Source organism: Parvularcula sp. IMCC14364, assembly GCF_030758415.1.
In the GTDB taxonomy this organism is placed as follows: Bacteria; Pseudomonadota; Alphaproteobacteria; order Caulobacterales; family Parvularculaceae; genus Aquisalinus.
Genome location: NZ_CP132334.1, coordinates 1,453,023 through 1,469,916 on the forward strand (window position 1 = coordinate 1,453,023; position 16,894 = coordinate 1,469,916).

19 protein-coding genes are annotated in these 16,894 nt (G+C 51.9%); 7 read left to right on the forward strand and 12 right to left on the reverse strand.

The features are described 5' to 3' along the window. The first annotated feature begins 99 nt into the window (after positions 1–99). Complete coding sequence (locus RAL90_RS06990) at positions 100–579, forward strand: hypothetical protein (protein ID WP_306253796.1); 480 nt, start codon at positions 100–102, stop codon at positions 577–579. An 83-nt stretch (positions 580–662) separates the two neighbouring features. On the opposite strand, the gene hemF is transcribed toward RAL90_RS06990, so the two are convergent. Next, a complete protein-coding gene (gene hemF / locus RAL90_RS06995; RefSeq protein ID WP_306253797.1) occupies positions 663–1,550 on the reverse strand; it encodes an oxygen-dependent coproporphyrinogen oxidase in 888 nt (295 codons plus the stop codon). A gap of 141 nt (positions 1,551–1,691) precedes the next feature. Between hemF and RAL90_RS07000 the strand changes: the two genes are divergently transcribed. Continuing rightward, positions 1,692–2,636: a hypothetical protein gene (locus tag RAL90_RS07000; protein WP_306253798.1), complete on the forward strand. Its 945-nt coding sequence runs from the start codon at positions 1,692–1,694 to the stop codon at positions 2,634–2,636. Here RAL90_RS07000 and RAL90_RS07005 read toward each other — a convergent pair. After that, positions 2,633–3,085 carry a tRNA (cytidine(34)-2'-O)-methyltransferase gene (locus RAL90_RS07005; protein WP_306253799.1) on the reverse strand — a complete coding sequence of 151 codons (453 nt, stop codon included), beginning with the start codon at positions 3,083–3,085 and terminating at the stop codon, positions 2,633–2,635. The genes RAL90_RS07000 and RAL90_RS07005 overlap by 4 nt on opposite strands. A 146-nt stretch (positions 3,086–3,231) precedes the next feature. Here RAL90_RS07005 and petA point away from each other — a divergent pair, with 146 nt between their 5' ends. The 4 genes from petA (at position 3,232) to RAL90_RS07025 (ending at position 7,014) form a co-directional block, all read left to right on the forward strand. Further along, positions 3,232–3,825, forward strand: a complete 594-nt coding sequence (gene petA, locus RAL90_RS07010; RefSeq protein ID WP_306253800.1) for a ubiquinol-cytochrome c reductase iron-sulfur subunit — start codon at positions 3,232–3,234, stop codon at positions 3,823–3,825. Between the two features lie 9 nt (positions 3,826–3,834). After that, positions 3,835–5,133, forward strand: coding sequence for a cytochrome b N-terminal domain-containing protein (locus RAL90_RS07015; RefSeq protein WP_306253801.1), 1,299 nt, complete (start codon positions 3,835–3,837; stop codon positions 5,131–5,133). Positions 5,134–5,144: 11 nt separating this feature from the next. Further along, positions 5,145–6,062 (forward strand): cytochrome c1, encoded by a 918-nt coding sequence (locus RAL90_RS07020; protein WP_306253802.1) that lies wholly within the window; start codon positions 5,145–5,147, stop codon positions 6,060–6,062. Between the two features lie 79 nt (positions 6,063–6,141). Further along, entirely contained in the window at positions 6,142–7,014 is an 873-nt protein-coding gene (locus tag RAL90_RS07025; protein WP_306253803.1) for an S-methyl-5'-thioadenosine phosphorylase, read from the forward strand. 24 nt (positions 7,015–7,038) lie between these two features. On the opposite strand, the gene RAL90_RS07030 is transcribed toward RAL90_RS07025, so the two are convergent. Both RAL90_RS07030 and RAL90_RS07035 read right to left on the reverse strand, forming a co-directional pair. Beyond that, entirely contained in the window at positions 7,039–7,683 is a 645-nt protein-coding gene (locus RAL90_RS07030; RefSeq protein WP_306253804.1) for a PilZ domain-containing protein, read from the reverse strand. 72 nt (positions 7,684–7,755) lie between these two features. Beyond that, a complete protein-coding gene (locus RAL90_RS07035; protein WP_306253805.1) occupies positions 7,756–8,283 on the reverse strand; it encodes a hypothetical protein in 528 nt (175 codons plus the stop codon). Positions 8,284–8,405: 122 nt separating this feature from the next. Between RAL90_RS07035 and RAL90_RS07040 the strand changes: the two genes are divergently transcribed. Next, positions 8,406–9,077, forward strand: a complete 672-nt coding sequence (locus RAL90_RS07040; protein ID WP_306253806.1) for a hypothetical protein — start codon at positions 8,406–8,408, stop codon at positions 9,075–9,077. Positions 9,078–9,102: 25 nt separating this feature from the next. Here the strand turns inward: RAL90_RS07040 and ychF are convergent, their stop codons facing one another. The 8 genes from ychF to lgt all read right to left on the reverse strand — a co-directional run bounded on the left by ychF (position 9,103) and on the right by lgt (position 16,859). Continuing rightward, positions 9,103–10,200 (reverse strand): redox-regulated ATPase YchF, encoded by a 1,098-nt coding sequence (gene ychF / locus RAL90_RS07045; protein WP_306253807.1) that lies wholly within the window; start codon positions 10,198–10,200, stop codon positions 9,103–9,105. Beyond that, positions 10,200–10,934, reverse strand: coding sequence for an aminoacyl-tRNA hydrolase (gene pth, locus RAL90_RS07050; protein ID WP_306253808.1), 735 nt, complete (start codon positions 10,932–10,934; stop codon positions 10,200–10,202). Before pth ends, ychF begins: the two co-directional genes overlap by 1 nt. A gap of 84 nt (positions 10,935–11,018) precedes the next feature. Beyond that, entirely contained in the window at positions 11,019–11,669 is a 651-nt protein-coding gene (locus RAL90_RS07055; protein WP_306253809.1) for a 50S ribosomal protein L25/general stress protein Ctc, read from the reverse strand. A gap of 144 nt (positions 11,670–11,813) precedes the next feature. Continuing rightward, on the reverse strand, positions 11,814–12,776 hold the full coding sequence (locus RAL90_RS07060; RefSeq protein WP_306253810.1) for a tetratricopeptide repeat protein: 963 nt from the start codon (positions 12,774–12,776) through the stop codon (positions 11,814–11,816). Positions 12,777–12,870: 94 nt separating this feature from the next. Next, complete coding sequence (locus tag RAL90_RS07065; RefSeq protein WP_306253811.1) at positions 12,871–13,812, reverse strand: ribose-phosphate pyrophosphokinase; 942 nt, start codon at positions 13,810–13,812, stop codon at positions 12,871–12,873. A 97-nt stretch (positions 13,813–13,909) separates the two neighbouring features. Then, entirely contained in the window at positions 13,910–14,689 is a 780-nt protein-coding gene (gene pgeF / locus RAL90_RS07070; RefSeq protein ID WP_306253812.1) for a peptidoglycan editing factor PgeF, read from the reverse strand. Then, positions 14,689–15,819 (reverse strand): class I SAM-dependent methyltransferase, encoded by a 1,131-nt coding sequence (locus tag RAL90_RS07075; protein ID WP_306253813.1) that lies wholly within the window; start codon positions 15,817–15,819, stop codon positions 14,689–14,691. Before RAL90_RS07075 ends, pgeF begins: the two co-directional genes overlap by 1 nt. Further along, the gene (gene lgt, locus RAL90_RS07080; protein WP_306253814.1) at positions 15,816–16,859 is read right to left on the reverse strand and encodes a prolipoprotein diacylglyceryl transferase; all 1,044 of its coding nucleotides are present in this window, start codon (positions 16,857–16,859) and stop codon (positions 15,816–15,818) included. The genes RAL90_RS07075 and lgt overlap by 4 nt, the downstream gene beginning before the upstream one ends. Positions 16,860–16,894 lie beyond the last annotated feature (35 nt).

Below are 16,894 nucleotides of genomic sequence, written 5' to 3' on the forward strand. Positions count from 1 at the left end.
CTTGCCCTGATTTTTACTCCGCCTAATTGGCCCTTGGAGAATGGCTTAATTCGCGTTAACCTTAAGATTAGCGGGGGTAAGGAAACCACGGGGTAATTTATGTTCAGAATTTTTCTTCCATTGGCATTCGCAGCATCGCTGCTTTTTGCACCATTTTACAGCTATACTGTAAATGACGAATATGCTGGCGAACTCACCAGCGAATTGACGGCATCCAAAATGTTCATAGAAGATCCGGTCAACTGCGCCCGCAACATGGAGTTCAATCCGACAGTTGAGGGATGCGGGCCGAATGAGAATCGCGGATTGCTTGGTTGGGCATTTTACGGTGCTGCTGCCTCAAGTGTCGCGGCAGGCCTTCTTGGCGTTATTGGTCTCTTGCCGTTTATCGGACGATTGACCAGTGTCATCACGACCGGAGCAGGCGGGATCAGTACCGGCGCCGTAGGCTGGTTTATGGTTGATCTTCTGCAGAGTGGTAACTTTGCTCAGATGGCTTGGGGCGGCTGGGTTGCCGGCGTTTTGGCGCTATTGACCCTTGTTGCCGGCTTCAATGGCATGAGCGGCGACAGGGACTGACTATCTGTCCCGATGATACGGTATGAAAAAAGCGCTCTCATTCGGGAGCGCTTTTTGCGTGGGGTTTTGCGGGGAGCGTTTTGTTATGGCCACTTCGCTCCAGGTGGCAGAGAGGACAGGATCGACTCAACATTGCCGCCGGTTTTGAGGCCGAACTGGGTGCCACGATCATAAAGCAGATTGAACTCGGCGTAACGGCCCCGCCGTATAAGTTGTTCCTCTCTGTCTTCCTCAGACCAGGACTGGTTCAGGCGCGTTTCTACAATATCGCTGTAAACATCCAGAAAAGCGCTTCCTACATCCTTGGTAAAAGCAAAATCACTCTCCCAGTCACCTGTATCATGGCGATCATAAAAAATGCCGCCAACGCCCCGTGCTTCGTTGCGGTGCGGCAGGTGGAAGTACTCATCGCACCACTTTCGGAACGCCGGATAATAGCTGTCACTATACTTGCGGCATGCCTTCTCCATGGCGGCATGAAAGCTGATGGTGTCATCATGTTTGTCTGATCTGTAACGATTGAGCATCGGGTTTAGATCACCCCCGCCGCCAAACCAGGTTTTGGTGGTGACAATCATGCGTGTATTCATATGCGCAGCAGGAGCATGGGGATTGCGTGTATGGGCAATGACTGAAATGCCCGATGCCCAGAATCTCGGATCGTCTTCGGCGCCGGGAATCTGTTTGCGAAACTGCTCTGAAAACGCGCCATGAACAGTGGAGATATGCACGCCGACTTTTTCAAAAACCCGCCCATGCATCAGCGACATCTCGCCACCGCCTTCATCATGATGCCCGTCGCCGCGCTTCCAGAGGGTTCTTTCGAAGCTGCCAGTAGGCAGGTCAGCATAGATTTCAGGGCTGCCATTCTGCTCAATTTGCTCAAAACGGTCACACAGTTGATCGCGCAACGACCTGAACCAGTCACTGGCCAGTTTTTTTTTGTCTTCGATTGAAAGTTGTACGGTCATAATCGTAGCTGCCTGATCTTTTGCGGGAACATAATGAGGTGTTGCTATTCCGCAACCTCGAAACGCCATTAGCTCAAGGTCATTTGCAACAATGCGCAATGCAGCTTAGGTTAACATCAATTCACGATAGGTGGGTCCGTCATGGATTGGGGCAACATTATTATATTAGTCATCGCCGGTATCGCTGGTTTGATAGCCGGTTGGGTCATTGGTATTATCTTCAAAGCTGCACTTTTTTTTGCAGGCAAGGGCGTTCAGCGACTGGTTTCAATAGTGGCATTAGTGATCGGGGTCGGCGCGGCAGTCTGGTATTTGCCAGAATATATAGAACCACATGCTTCTCCCATAATTGCTGAAATGCTGCCACCCCCATCCGCTACCGGTTCAGCCCCCGTATTTGCCGAAAAAAAACCTGTCGATAATGCCGCTGTCGCGGCTGCCATTGAAGTTGCGCTGCAGGACTTGCAGGATCCATTTTTCGAGGCCGTTCTTGAAAGAGAGCCGAGCCGCGCAGAAGCGGTAAAAGGCCGAATGATTGGGGCTTATAACAGGGGTGGTCAGGGCGCTCTTTTATCCGAGTTACAAAAAGCGGCCCAGGACGCGATCAAAACCTCCTTCCCCTATTATATGGCCCGGGGGCAGGAGCAGGATTTGCTTACGGCAGTAGGCTTTATCAAGCAGGTAATTGAAGTCATGTCGGTGAACGATCCGCAAACCTGTCACTTGTGGCTGTATGGTTCTGTTGCAGGTCAGAGTTTTGATTTCGATAAATATATCATGGCCATCGGCCAGGACAGGCACATCCAGTTGCAAAGCCACCTTGCGGCTGTTGTGCGAGATGCATCAGAGATCCTGCCGCAATATGACGAACAGCTTGCCGAACAGCGCCTTGCTGAAATCAGTGACAGGTTGCTCGAGCAGATGGGCGTTGAGAAGGTCGGACTTATCACTTCCGGCCAGATGCCGGAAGGAGAGGCGGATGCGCAACTTGCCTGCGATGCGACGGCGGGTTTTTTCCAACAAATTCTCGAGGATGATCTGGCAGTTGATTTGCTGCGGCACAGATATCTGACCTCAGGCGGCTAGTAGCTGCGCATCTTCCGCATTGCCTCTGATACAGCGATCCCGGCAGCGACGGACACATTTAGGGAGCGTGCTTGCGGTGCCAGCGGAATTATGGCGCTCAGATCACAACTATCTCGAACAGTATCTGGCACGCCTGCGCTTTCCTGGCCCATCAGCAAAGTGTCAGATGGCAGAAACTCTATATCGTAAAGAGACGTCGAGGCTTTGGTCGACAGGAGAATCAGTCGGCTTTGTTGTCTCACCTCTGAGGTAGCGAACGCCTCCCACGAGGCGTGGTAAGTTGGTGCAGCAAGGGCACCATAATCCATCGCGACTTTTCGAATATCGCGATCCTTAAGCGGAAAGCCACAAGGCTCAATAATGTGCAAGGTGATATCAAAACACGCAGCCAGTCTTATTGCCGCGCCAACATTCTGGGCTATTTCAGGTTGGTAAAAGGCAAGATTCATTGCAGGGTCATTTCCGGGAAGATCGTCAGCAAAACGTAGTTTGAGGTTGAGGCAATACACGCTCAAAACCGCTGATTGAAGCCCTAGACTTTACAGGTAACTCATGCCAAACCGCATCAAATTTTGAAGAGTTTCACAGGAATATCATGAATTCAGTTACTCAGGCCGAGCAAGGCCATGAAGAACAGGAAGGCGAAACACGCCGGGACTTCATCCATCTGCTGGCTGTTGCGACAACAGCTTTTGCCGGCGTTGGTGTTGTCCTTCCTGCTGTCACCCAGATGAATCCCGATGCGTCCGTGCGTGCGCTGGCGACGAAAACCGTTGATCTTGCGGCGGTTGAAGTGGGACAGGCGATCAAGATTATGTGGCAGGGTAAGCCTGTCTTCATCCGTCGGCGGACTGAGGCCGAGATTGCAGAAGCTTCTGCGACCCCTGTAAATGTTCTGCCCGATCAGTTGAGTCGCAACGACAATCTCAGCGGTTCCCAAGAAGCGACGGATGCTAACCGTGCAACCACTGCTGAATGGATGGTTGTGCTGGGCGTTTGTACACACCTTGGCTGCGTCCCGCTTGGTACAGATGATGGGGACAATCGTGGGGACTTCAATGGCTGGTTCTGTCCTTGCCACGGTTCACACTATGACATTGCTGGTCGCATCCGTAAGGGCCCGGCACCTGAAAATCTTGCTGTTCCACCTTACGAATTCGTGTCCGACACGACACTGAGGATCGGATAGGAGAGAATCATGAGCCATGAATCCACATATGTTCCCGGTACGGCTATTGAGCGCTGGCTCGACAGGCGTCTGCCGATCATCCGTCTCGGTTATGACTCCTTTGGTGATTTCCCGACACCGAAGAACCTGAATTACTGGTACACATTTGGCGGCATTCTCACCGTCTGCCTGATGATACAGATCGTTACCGGTATCATTTTGACCATGCATTATACCCCGCATGTCGATTATGCTTTTGCGAGTGTCGAGCACATCATGCGTGATGTTAATTACGGGCACATCATGCGATACGCACATGCCAACGGTGCATCGATGTTCTTCATCGCTGTGTATCTGCATATGTTCCGCGGGCTGTATTACGGCTCTTACAAGGAGCCTCGTGAGGTTCTCTGGATCATCGGTGTGATTATCTTCGTGCTGATGATGGCGACGGCTTTCATGGGCTATGTGCTGCCTTGGGGCCAGATGTCATTCTGGGGCGCGACAGTTATTACTTCCCTATTCAGTGCGGTGCCACTTGTTGGCGATTCGCTGACTACCCTTCTCTGGGGCGGGTATTCTGTTGATAATCCAACGCTGAACCGGTTCTTTGCACTTCACTATCTGTTGCCATTCCTGATTGCCGGAGCTGTTATCCTGCATATCTGGGCATTGCACATTCCAGGCAATGCCAACCCGACTGGCATTGAGGTGAAAAGCTCCAAGGATACGGTGCCATTCCATCCATATTATACCGTTAAAGATGGCTTCGCGATTATTGTTTTCCTGCTCATGTTCGCGATCTTCCTGTTTTTCATGCCGAATGCCCTTGGTCACCCGGACAATTACATCCCCGCTAATCCGCTGGTGACGCCAGAGCACATCGTCCCTGAATGGTATTTTCTGCCATTCTACGCAATGCTTCGTGCGATCACCTTTGATGTCTTCTTTATTTCATCAAAACTTGGTGGTGTGATTGTCATGTTTGCGTCGATCCTGCTGTTGGTGTTCCTGCCATGGCTTGATCGCTCGAAGGTGCGCTCGCACCGGTATCGGCCTGTTGCGAGAGGATTTTTCTTCCTGTTTGTGATCGACTGTCTGTTCCTTGGATGGCTCGGGGCGCAGGTAGCAGAACAGCCCTATATCCTGCTTTCACAGCTGGCGACTTTATATTATTTCGTCTACTTCCTTGTCATTCTGCCACTACTTGCCGTGTTGGAAACGCCCAAGGATTTACCCAAGTCAATCTCGGAAGATGTGCTGAGCCGAGCGCAGAACAAACAGGCGAGGGCGACCTCTCCAGAACCCATCGCGCAACCAGCCGAATAAGTGTGAAAATAATGAAACTGATTTCAAAACTCTTCATGTCCCTGATGATGGTCGTATTGATGTCGACAGGGTCAGCTTTGGCTGCTGGTGGAAAGACCAAACCTGTCGAGCACCATCACTGGAGCTTTACGGGGATCAACGGAAAATATGACAAGGATGCCCTGCAGAGAGGTTTTCAGGTTTATCGTGAAGTCTGTTCCGCCTGCCACTCTCTCGATTACATTGCGTTCCGTCACCTTGGTGACAAAGGCGGGCCATTCTATCTTGACGAGTGTCCTGAGGGCGCGCCGGATACGTTGAATTGCAGTAATCCGAACGACAACCCTCTGGTTAAGGCTCTTGCAGCTGAATATGAGGTGCAGGACGGCCCTGATGATGCTGGTGACATGTTTATGCGCGCTGGCCTGCCATCGGATACCATTCCCGGCCCTTACGCGAATGAGCAACAGGCCGCTGCAGCAAACGGCGGCGCTATCCCACCGGACCTGTCGCTTATTGCCAAGGCACGCCATCATGGCCCTGACTATATCTACAGCCTTCTGAAGGGCTATGAAGACCCACCAGAGACTGTGACCCTTGATCCGGGTACATATTACAATCCGTATTACGGTGGTGATATGTCAACATTGCTGAAGCCTGAATTCCTCGATGAGGAAGGCAAACCACTTGAAGGTGTTGATGTACCATATGGTGGTGTTTTGAAAATGAAAGCGCCTTTGGCTGAAGGGATCGTCGATTACGCGGATGATTCAACGCCTGAAACTGTCGAGCAATATGCAGAAGACCTTACGGCCTTTCTCATGTGGACAGCAGAACCTAAACTGGAAGCGCGCAAACAGATGGGCAAGATAAGTGTTCTTTATCTGCTGATTATGGCAATAATCGTTTATCTTTCTTACAAGCAGATCTGGTCTGGTATCGAGCATTAGGTCTCCCTTAAGTCTGAACTTATAAAGGGCCGCGCCATATTTTCTGTGGGCGGCCTTTTCTACAGAAGGAAGCATTATCATGTCTGATGAGACAGTACTGGGTATCATTGGCGGTAGCGGCGTCTATGCCATTGACGAGATGTCAGATGTTGAACGGCACCAATTTCAGACACCCTGGGGGGGGGCGTCGGACGACATCGTGTCAGGCACACTCGCCGGTGTAAAATGCCTTTTCCTTTCGCGACACGGGCAGGGGCATCACCGTACACCAACAGATGTGAACTACCGCGCCAATATTGCCGCCATGAAGATGGCCGGTGCAACGGACATTATCTCCGTTTCCGCCTGTGGTTCCTTCAGAGAAGAGTTGCCCCCGGGGCATTTTGTTCTGGTTGACCAGTTTATCGACCGGACTCAGTTGCGGGCCAAAAGCTTTTTCGAAGCTGGCATGGTCGGGCACGTTTCCATGGCGCAACCTGTGTGTCCCAAATTACAGGATGCGCTGGCTGAGGCGTGTAAAGAGTTATCCATAGGATACACGAAGAATGGCACTTATCTGGCCATGGAGGGACCGCAATTCTCTTCGAAAGCTGAGTCACACATCTACAGAAGTTGGGGCTGTGATGTCATCGGCATGACCAACATGCCGGAGGCTAAACTCGCGCGTGAAGCAGAGCTGCCTTATGCGACTGTGGCAATGGTGACGGATTATGACTGCTGGCGCGAAGGCGAGGCAGATGTTGAAGTGGCCAATGTTCTTGAAATTATGCATCAGAACACGTTGAAAGCGCGTGATCTTGTAAAAGCTGTGGCGCCAAAACTTGGGCCTGCGCGCAAGCCCTCACCACTGGGCATAGAAACCTGTCTTGATTTCGCGTTGATTACTGCGCCAGAAGCGCGCGATCCGGAAGTTGTCGAAAAACTGAAAACGATCGCAGGTCGCGTATTGTAATTCGGGCAGAATGAGTAGGGCCGTCTAGGCGGCTATCTGTTTCTTGCGTATCCGGCTTGTCGCCGCCTCGTTCTTTTTGTCTTCCTTGAGATAGGCATGCTCTGATTTTACAAGTTCAAGACCATAGCCGTTCGTGATTTCACTAACGACCTTTGCCTTCATTCGGCCAACTTGCAAGATTTGTCCGATCTTAAGCACAGGCTCAATCTCGATACCAAGACCCGTGAGTGAAATATCGATTACGGAGCATTTGTGTTTCTGGTTGTCTGGCAGGATACAAAGACTTTCCCGGTCAGATACTTTCCGGCGCAGGGCAAAACGCTTTTCAGTTACGATATCACCCTCGGCAACGATACCATCCCGCTTGGCAAGTTCCGCAGTGAGCAGTTCCACAAGCCGCTCGCGTTTGGGTTTGGTGAGCTCCATTTTAACGGCAAATACATTGCCCATCGTGCGAGAGACAGTGCCCGTGACGCGGTCACGGCCATTGATATAGGCAACGACTTCATCACCCTTTTTTACCTGGTGCCGACTGGCTGCTGTCATCTCTGTCATGGACATGCCGATGATAACGCCTTTGGACTCGACAATATTCTCAATCAGCAAGCGCACCGGCATTTTGACCGGTATGCGTTTGAATCTGCTCGTTTTTTGGGATGTAGCTGCCATAGTCAGCCATCCATAAGGGGAGACCGGTTAAAAGTTGGCTAAACTCTGACAGATTTTGTTACCTGATCGTGTTTAATCCAACGCAGCCAGATAACCTTTTATATACCACGAGGGCAGACGCACGACGACATCATCGCCGCGCTTGGCATTCAGGCGTATTGTTAGCCCGCCATTTCGCACAGCACGCTTAAGGTCCGCCGTTTTCAGCCAGACACCCACATCCTCATGCCGGATGCAATTCTCACCGGATGATGTTTCTGCGCACAGTTCACCAGTATCGATGGATTTGATTTCGACCAGCTTGCCGCCCGGCTCACTCGCAGACAGGAATTCTTTCTCACGCCCGTCATGCTTCACCTGCACGTAAAGTTGGTGTTCAGCGCGGGGGCGATCTGCATCCTGCCATGATCTGACCAGGGCATACCCGTCAATCCCGGTCAGCTCATGCGCCGGTCCCTGAAACTTCCGGTGTACATCAAATGAGGTCTTCTCTGACGTGACCCCGGCGGTGACCTCCGTAATGCGCGGATCTATCGGCTTGCCTGAGGCGCAGGCCGCAAGCGTGACGACTGAGACTAGCGCTACAGCTGTTTTCCACATTGCCTTGTTCCTTCCTGACCAGCGTTTCTCCCTCACTGCGAGGATAATGCCAGCTTTCAGATTTAAGACCAATTTAAGCATGAATGACTAGGTTGAGGCCAGTCAAGAGAGTGCTGTCCATCATGAACCTGATCCTTCTGCTTTTCATGCAGGCGCCAAGCCTGCCGGCCTATCAGGCACCCAGCATGTTTGAAGCGCATGATTCCTTCAATCGTCGTATCGAAAGCCAAATTCTGGAAGCGAGAGCAGGGGGCAGTACGGGAACTGCTGTGGATACATCACCACAATGGGCCGTTGATTTCAGGATCAGTGAGTGCGTATGGGGCCGTGAGCAGAACCTTAATCCCGCTCTGAACAATATTCCTGACAATAACGGATATTTCTGCCGTTTCAGCGTATTCCCTTTGGGCGCTCTCGATTACTCCGATTTCGGCTTTTTCACCCATGATGGATTTCAATGGCGATTTTTCGGGCGCACACGGGAAGCAGATAGTGGACGCGATACACAGCTTCCGCGCGACAAGGTTGTGCGCAGTCAGCCATTTGTGGACTCTCCTTATCTCAGCGGAAGCTATTACGACTATGATCTTTCCGGCGTGAGAGTGCTGGATAATACTCCCTATGTGCGCCCGGGGGAGGGCTATATTCGGATTGATCCATACAGTAAGCGGTCTTCCCGCAGTGACCGGGTCATTACAGCTTACGAGAAAGATGATCACAGACGCCGGCGAGACATGGAAGATTATGTCCGTCACCCAAAAGGAACGCCGGAGCGCAACAAAAAAGGGTACTGATGATGCACGGTCTGGTGTCAGGCGCCTAGTTGGCAAACCTGAAATGCATCACGTCTCCATCTTTGACGAGATATTCCTTGCCTTCCAGACGCATCTTGCCGGCCTCTTTGGCCCCGGCTTCGCCGTTACAGGCTATATAATCGTCATAGCTGATTGTTTCTGCCCGGATGAAGCCTTTTTCAAAATCAGTGTGGATGATACCTGCTGCCTGCGGGGCCGTTGCACCTGTCGGAAATGTCCAGGCTCTTGATTCCTTTGGTCCTGCAGTAAAGTAGGTATTGAGATCAAGTAGATTATAGCCAGCACGAATGAGACGATTAAGTCCGGGCTCTTCAAGCCCTAACTCGGCGAGATACTCAGCCTGCTCATCATCTTCGAGTTGGGCAAGCTCTGATTCGATCCGTGCTGAAATGACCACGCTGACAGCACTTTCCTCTTCAGCCTGCGCACTAACCCGCTCAGAAAAGCTGTTACCTGCTCCGGAAGATGCTTCATCAACATTAGCGACGAAAAGTACCGGCTTAGTGGTTAGTAACTGCAGTCCCTTCCAGTTCTTGAGATCGTCAGGGTCTATATCGACGCTTCGTGCAGGTTTGCCGTCGCGCAACACGTCAAGTGCTCTGGTAACAAGCCGGATGAGTTCTTTAGCTTCCTTGTCCTGACCTTTTGCCTTCTTCTCCAATGCAGGCAAGCGCTTCTCCAGGCTCTCAAGGTCAGCAAGCATCAATTCGGTTTCTACCGTTTCAAAGTCAGCCACAGGATCAATTCTGCCATCAACATGTGTAATGTCGTCATCCTCAAAGCACCGCAACACATAAGCAATTGCGTCGACCTCTCGAATATTCGCCAGAAACTGATTGCCAAGGCCTTCCCCCTGTGCGGCCCCTTTGACCAGCCCCGCAATATCAACGAACTGAATGCGTGAAGGAATCACCTCAGCGGAGCCTGCAATTTCCGCCAGTTTGAAAAGCCGTGGTTCCGGAACGGCTACATCACCGATGTTGGGCTCGATTGTGCAGAAAGGATAATTTTCTGCCTGCGCCGCAGCCGTTTTCGTCAGGGCATTGAACAATGTCGACTTGCCTACATTTGGCAGGCCTACGATACCACACTTAAAGCCCATTACGATTTTCCTTCTTGGTCGTTTCTCAGCAGTCCCTTGAGTTTGTCAAAAGGACTTGCTGGCTTTTTTTCTGTTAGTAGCGAGGAAGCAGATTTTTGTGCATGCGCTTCATGCAGTTTTTCAGATTTGGAACTTTGCGATTCTTTCGTCGGTGCGCTTTGTGTTGGCATACTGGAGATGGCAGACAAAAACCTGTCACGCCCGTTGTTGTGATCCATCAGATGAGAGACATTTCTGGCGATGTCTTGCACAAGATCATCCAGCCATTCGGTGTGGTCAGACTTGCTGAAATTGCTCAGCACATGGGCTGTGACTTTTGACTTGTCACCCGGGTGGCCAATACCAATGCGTATGCGAAAGAAATCATTGCCCATATGGGCAGAGATGGATTTAAGGCCATTATTTCCAGCAGTGCCCCCACCGGATTTCATTTTCACTTTGCCGGGCGCAAGGTCGATTTCATCATGTATCACGAATATCTTGTCCGTGGGGATCTTGTAAAATGTTGCCGCTTCTCGAACGCTGTTACCACTTTCATTATAGAAAGTTGCCGGTTTCAGAATAAGCGCTTTGGAACCTGCAATGTTTCCTTCACGGATCACCCCTTTGAATTTTTCTCTGGCTGGAGTGAAATTGTGGTGGTCAGCAATGGCTTCCACAATCTGAAAGCCGACATTATGTCTGTTACCGCTATATTGTGCGCCTGGATTGCCAAGTCCGACCAGCAATAACATTTTCAAATTCCCGGTGATCTATAGGAAAAAAGCAGACCTGATGGTCTGCTTTTATTTAATTCAGTCGTAAAGGCAAAGTACAGCTTATTCGTTATCGCCTTCTTCGCCACCGTCAGCCGTATCGTCATCGCCCTCTGCATCAGCATCTTCATTTTCAGTGCTGCGTACGACGGAAGGTGCGGCGATTGTTGCAATCGTAAAATCACGATCCGTAATCGTAGGGTGTACACCTTCTGGCATGTTGATGGATGAGATATGCACCGCATCACCGATATCCAGACCCGTAAGGTCGGCATCAAGAGTTTCAGGAATGCGTGTAGCTGGTGCGATGACTTCAACGGTGTGGCGCACAACATTGAGGACACCGCCGCGCTTGAGGCCAGGGGACGCCTCTTCATTGTGGAAGGCCATCGGCACATCAACATTGATACGGGTCTTTTCACTCACGCGCATCAGATCAACATGCAACGGAAAGTCTTTCACCGGGTCGACCTGAATATCACGGCCAATAACGGATTGTTCTTCACCATCAACATTGATCTTGGAGAGAACAGAAATGAGTCTGCCCGTGTTATACGCCTTGAGAACTTCGTTGTAGCGTAGCTTGATGTTTGCTGGTTCCTGGTCACCACCATACAAAATAGCCGGTACCCAGCCATCACGGCGCACAGCGCGTGAGCCGTCCGTACCGGAACGCTGGCGAAGTTCGCAGGTAAAAACTGTTACGTCTGACATTGACCTTAGTCCTTTTTGATGAGGTCACCCGGTCGCAGCGATTATGGCCGCGTAAATACCCTTGACCTGCTATAATTGTGATCAATGTCTATACACAGCGGTTTTTCGAAGCGCAACCTGTAAAACCAAAGCCGGGAGCTTTAATTACTGGGCTGGTGCGGGCTCACTTTCAGTCCCGTCTGATGTTGCTTCAGCCACTGGATCGGTCTGAAGAAAACTGATGATGTTGGCCCTCATCTGGTCGGCTTTTTCGGTCTGTCCCAGCTCATTCAGTGCTGTAATGTGCTCTGCATAGGCATTGTTGAAGACCAGATATGTTGCGGGGTCAGTTTCCGGGGCCACAGGAGACAATGTCTCGTCAAAATATTGTGCAGCATTTTCAAAGTCGTCCCTGTAAAAAGAAACACGGGCAAACAGTAACTGAACGCCAGCTTTGTCGAACGCATTGGCATCTTCGCCCTGTTCTGCGTGGAAACTCATGACATCGGTGAGAAGGGATGCTGCCGTATCAAGGTTGGCCTTGTTTTCCTCGAGTCCTTCATTCTGCCACTGCAGAAAAAGCTGATCCGCAAGGTTGACCTTATTGACCAGGACTTCCGGGTGGTTGGACGGAAGAACATTCTGTCTGATTTCCATAGCCTCGGTGAGATGCGCAATAGATTCTTCAGAATAATCCAAATCCTGCGCATCTGTAATCAGATTGGCCAGATCATTCAGCGCCAGTGCAGTTTCACGGTGATTGGTCCCATATACCTCACGGCTGACATTCACGGCTCTTAACATGTAATCGTCAGCAAGGTCTGCACGAGAACTTTGGCTTAGCATGATTGCAGTATCGACCAGCGCCTGGTTCATCTCGGCGGAGTTTTCGCCAAACTCTTCAGCAACAAGTTGCAGGCTCTCATCTATCTGAGGCACGATGCGATTGCTCAAACCTGTTTTGAGGGCTTCGCCATGAGGGGCCATGATGGCCTCGATCTCTGGATTTTTCTGGGCCAGCCTGTCTGCTGGGACAGGTGGCTGAAAGCCATCAATTTTCAGGTCCCAGAAAGCATACAACCCGAGAGCGACCATGAAGACGATTGGCAAAATACCGATAAAGCGCATGAAATACCCCTATGACGCAACGTTAAACCCGTGCGGAATCTAGACGATCATCCTGCAAAAATCGAGCCTTAAGTAGAAAGTGGCTGATAGCATCTTAAAAGAGGCTGCTGACACTTTCCTCGTTGGCGATCCGGCGGATCGCTTCTGCCAGAAGGGAGTCGATGGAAACCACTTCAATCTTGCCGCACGCCAGCACTGACTGCGTGGCCTCTATAGAGTCAGTCACCACAAGTTTCTGCAGGCCATCCGCCTTCGTGATGCGTTCCACAGCAGTGCCGGACAGAACCCCGTGGGTCACATAAGCAGCGACTGATTTTGCCCCCCGTGACATAAGCGCATCTGCTGCATTGCAGAGGGTGCCGCCCGAATCCACGATATCATCAAACAGAATACAATCGAGATTTTCAACATCCCCGATAATGTTCATCACTTCTGAAACATTGGCTTTGGGGCGTCGTTTATCCACGATAGCTAGCGGTACGTCGCCGAGACGCTTCGCGAGAGCGCGGGCCCGCACAACACCGCCAACATCTGGTGAGACAACGCAGAGATTTTTCACGCTGTCGGCGTAGTTTTTCCGAATGCGGTCTTCGATAACCTTCACGGCATAGAGGTTGTCCGTTGGAATGTCGAAAAAGCCCTGAATCTGTCCGGCATGAAGATCGACGGTGAGCACCCGGTCTGCGCCGGCTGTGGTGATGAGGTTTGCCACGAGCTTGGCAGAAATGGGCGTCCGTGGGCCGGCTTTGCGGTCCTGTCTGGCATAACCGAAATAGGGCAGAACTGCTGTGATACGACTGGCAGAAGCACGCGATAGCGCATCGATCGAGATCAACAGTTCCATCAGATTGTCATTGGCGGGCGTCGAGGTTGACTGGACAACAAATACGTCTTCGCCCCTGACATTCTCCTGAATCTCAACGAAAACCTCGCCGTCGCCAAAGCGCTTTATCTCGGCCTCGGTCAAGCCTTCGCCAAGCACAGATGCAATATCGTTCGAGAGCCTGCGGTTACTGTTGCCAGAAAGTATCTTCATGAAGACCCCACCGTTTTCGCCTGTATTGTGTCCCTGTGACGCTTTTTTGACAGTGTTTCAAACTGTTTTTGCGCGCTCTGGAAAATAATCCTGTCCATCACTGTTGCTTATCAGAAAGGCTGATGGCTGACAGGTTGCGGCCATAATCTGCGAGGCCCTGTTGCCTTGAATATCTGTAACTGAAAAAGTCATGCGGTTGATCCAGTGTGCAGATGTTGAGGTCCGTAATATGGTTGGCAGAAACGCCGCTGCGTAAAAGGCGATCCCGACCAAAACCGGCCAGATCTAGCTGGCGTTTATTGTCAGCTTTGCCGGGGCTGAAAAACTGCTCACTATAAGCGTGTTTTTCTACAAACAGCTCGACCAGCTCAAGGCCAACTTCGAAATTATCGACCCGAAGGCACGGCCCAAAACCGGCCCTGATACGCCCCGGTTGGGCGCCATGCTCACACATCAGGCTGACACAACTTTCCAGAATGCCGGACAGGGCACCGCGCCAGCCTGCATGGGCCGCCCCGACAAGTCTGGCCTCCGGGTCACAGAAAAGTACGGGCATACAGTCAGCCGTCAGAATACCGACAGCCAGTGATGGCCGGTCCGTCACGACAGCATCGGCTTCAAGGCGCTGTGCTGTCGCGGATTGAATGAAAACAGCGTTATTGGAGTGCGTCTGGTGCGCCGTATAAAGATGGCTCGCCTGCAAGTTGTTCAGGCAGATTTGCCGGTTCTGTTCGACAGCAGGAGTTTTGTCCGAAGAGCCGGGACCACAGTTCAGGCTGGCATAATCTCCGTGCGAAACACCGCCATGACGGCCAAAAAAACCGTGGCTTAGAGCCAGGCCGTCAAACAGGCTGGTTGTATGTCTGTTTACAGCCATCAGTCCATGAACCCCGGCGGCACTGGTAACCCTTCCGAAGAAAGGCAGATAACCTTGAACAGGGTACCCATTTCTTCGGGATGAACGAGCCGACGTATACCACTTTCCAGACTTTGCGCCTGTTCGCCTGAGAGTTTGGCGGCGAGTATTTGCGCCCGCGCTGCCAGACCGAGCCGCGCAAGGAAGCGGGCCTGAATTTCAGGGCCGGCAACAGACAGGTTTGCTTCTTTTGCTGCACTGGACAGGGCCGCGAAGTCCACATGCGCAGTGACATCAACCAGCCCAGGCTGGTGCAACGGCGGGCAAAATTGATGGTTCTGCACTGCCTGCAAAGTGTCCCCGAACCCGGCTTGCGCGTGGCCATAGTCTATTATCAGTGCCCGCCCTTTATGCGTGCGGAATCTCTCTGCGATGTGGTGCACGACTTTGCGGGCTTCTTCACTGGTTTCAAAAATATCCTCCGGCTTTGCGCCATTGGGGGCACCTGTGGGTGTGTCGTGAAGCTCAGGAGAGAGGACAAATTGTAACATATCGGCACCGCCACCATCTGACAGGCCAATCAGTCGCTCCCGCCAGCTTGGCTCATCTTTTTGGGTTGTGCGCACAAACTGTCGTCTAGGCAGGCAGTCAAAAAATTCATTGGCAACAATCAGGGTAGGTGCTGCCGGTACATCATACATGTCTGTTGCCCAGGTGATCGTGATGCCGCTGTTCCTGAACTGCTTTTGTTGCTCGTATCGCTGGCGCCCGGATGTCTCTATCAGATACACGCGGACGGCTTTCAGAAAGTCTGGTCGAATGGCAGCTATGCGCAGGAGATCCGCCATCAATGTGCCACGCCCCGGCCCGAGTTCAATCAGGTTGAACAGGGAGGGTGATCCGATCTCTTCCCATGCATTGACAATCCATGCGCCAACCAGTTCTCCGAAGACCTGAGAGATTTCCGGCGCGGTCGTGAAATCACCCTGCGCGCCGAATGCGCCTTGCGTCATGTAATAACCATGCTGCGGGTGGCCAAGCGCATCTGCCATATAGTCAGACACCCTGATCGGTCCGTGACGTTTGATCAGGGCGATCAGGCTTTCTTCCAAAGGTGTTTTCGGGGCGGTCTGCGGCACCGAGTCCTTCATTGCTGGTCGGATTCTTTTGTATCTGTTTTGGCGGCAGCGGATGGACGCGCGGTTGTGTCCTCTCCTGCTGCAGTTTTGTCATCTGTCGCATCAAGGCTGGTCGTCACTGTTGCCGGGCCGCGATCATGCTTTGGCATATGGCCACCATTGGCGCGCCAGATCAGATACGCTCCGAGAGCGATCATCGGCAGGGACAGGATGATCCCCATGGTCAGTCCAAGCGGGAAGTCCGGCATGTGCAAATCTGGTTGGCGAAACAGCTCAACTATAGATCTGGCGATTCCATAACCGGCAAGGAAAAGCCCAATGGCGAAACCCGGTTTGCTCAGGATGCCGAATCGGTGCGTTGCAATTCGGATGATGATAAAGAGGACCAGCCCTTCCAGGAACGCTTCATAAAGCTGGCTGGGATGGCGTACGAGCTGTTCTGGGTCTGTGGGAAAGACCATGCCCCAGGCCACATCTGTTTCGCGGCCATAAAGTTCTGCGTTGATGAAATTGGCAATCCTGCCGAAGAACAGACCGATGGGCGCTGCACAGGCGAACAGGTCTCCCACTGCGAGCGCGTTCAGGCTGTGCTTGCGGGAATACAGATATCCGGCAAGCGTGACGCCGATGAGGCCGCCATGAAAGGACATACCGCCGTTCCACATCATCAGGGCAGGGGGGATGTGAATCCAGCCCAGTAATGTCTGGATGATTCCTTCACCCCCCATGATGTCCCGGACGGAAACCCAGGCAGCGGTCAGCAATCCCGGTTCATAAAAGAAGACGTATCCCAGTCTGCCACCAAGAATGACACCAAGCGTTACCCAGAACAGGAGGTCATCAAATTTTTCCCGGGAAATCGGTGGCCCCGCCGGCGCTGTCCCTGTAATCGTGCTTTTCCAGAGGGCTGTATTCTGCATCAGCCGTGTGACATAGAACCAGCCAATCGTGATGCCGGCGATATAGGCGAGTGCGTACCAGCGGATCGGAAATGGGCCGATGCTGAAAAATACAGGGTCAATTTCTGGATAGGGCAGCTGAAGCAGTGGCATGGGTCATTCCCGTTCTGATTTTTCTTCATAACGTG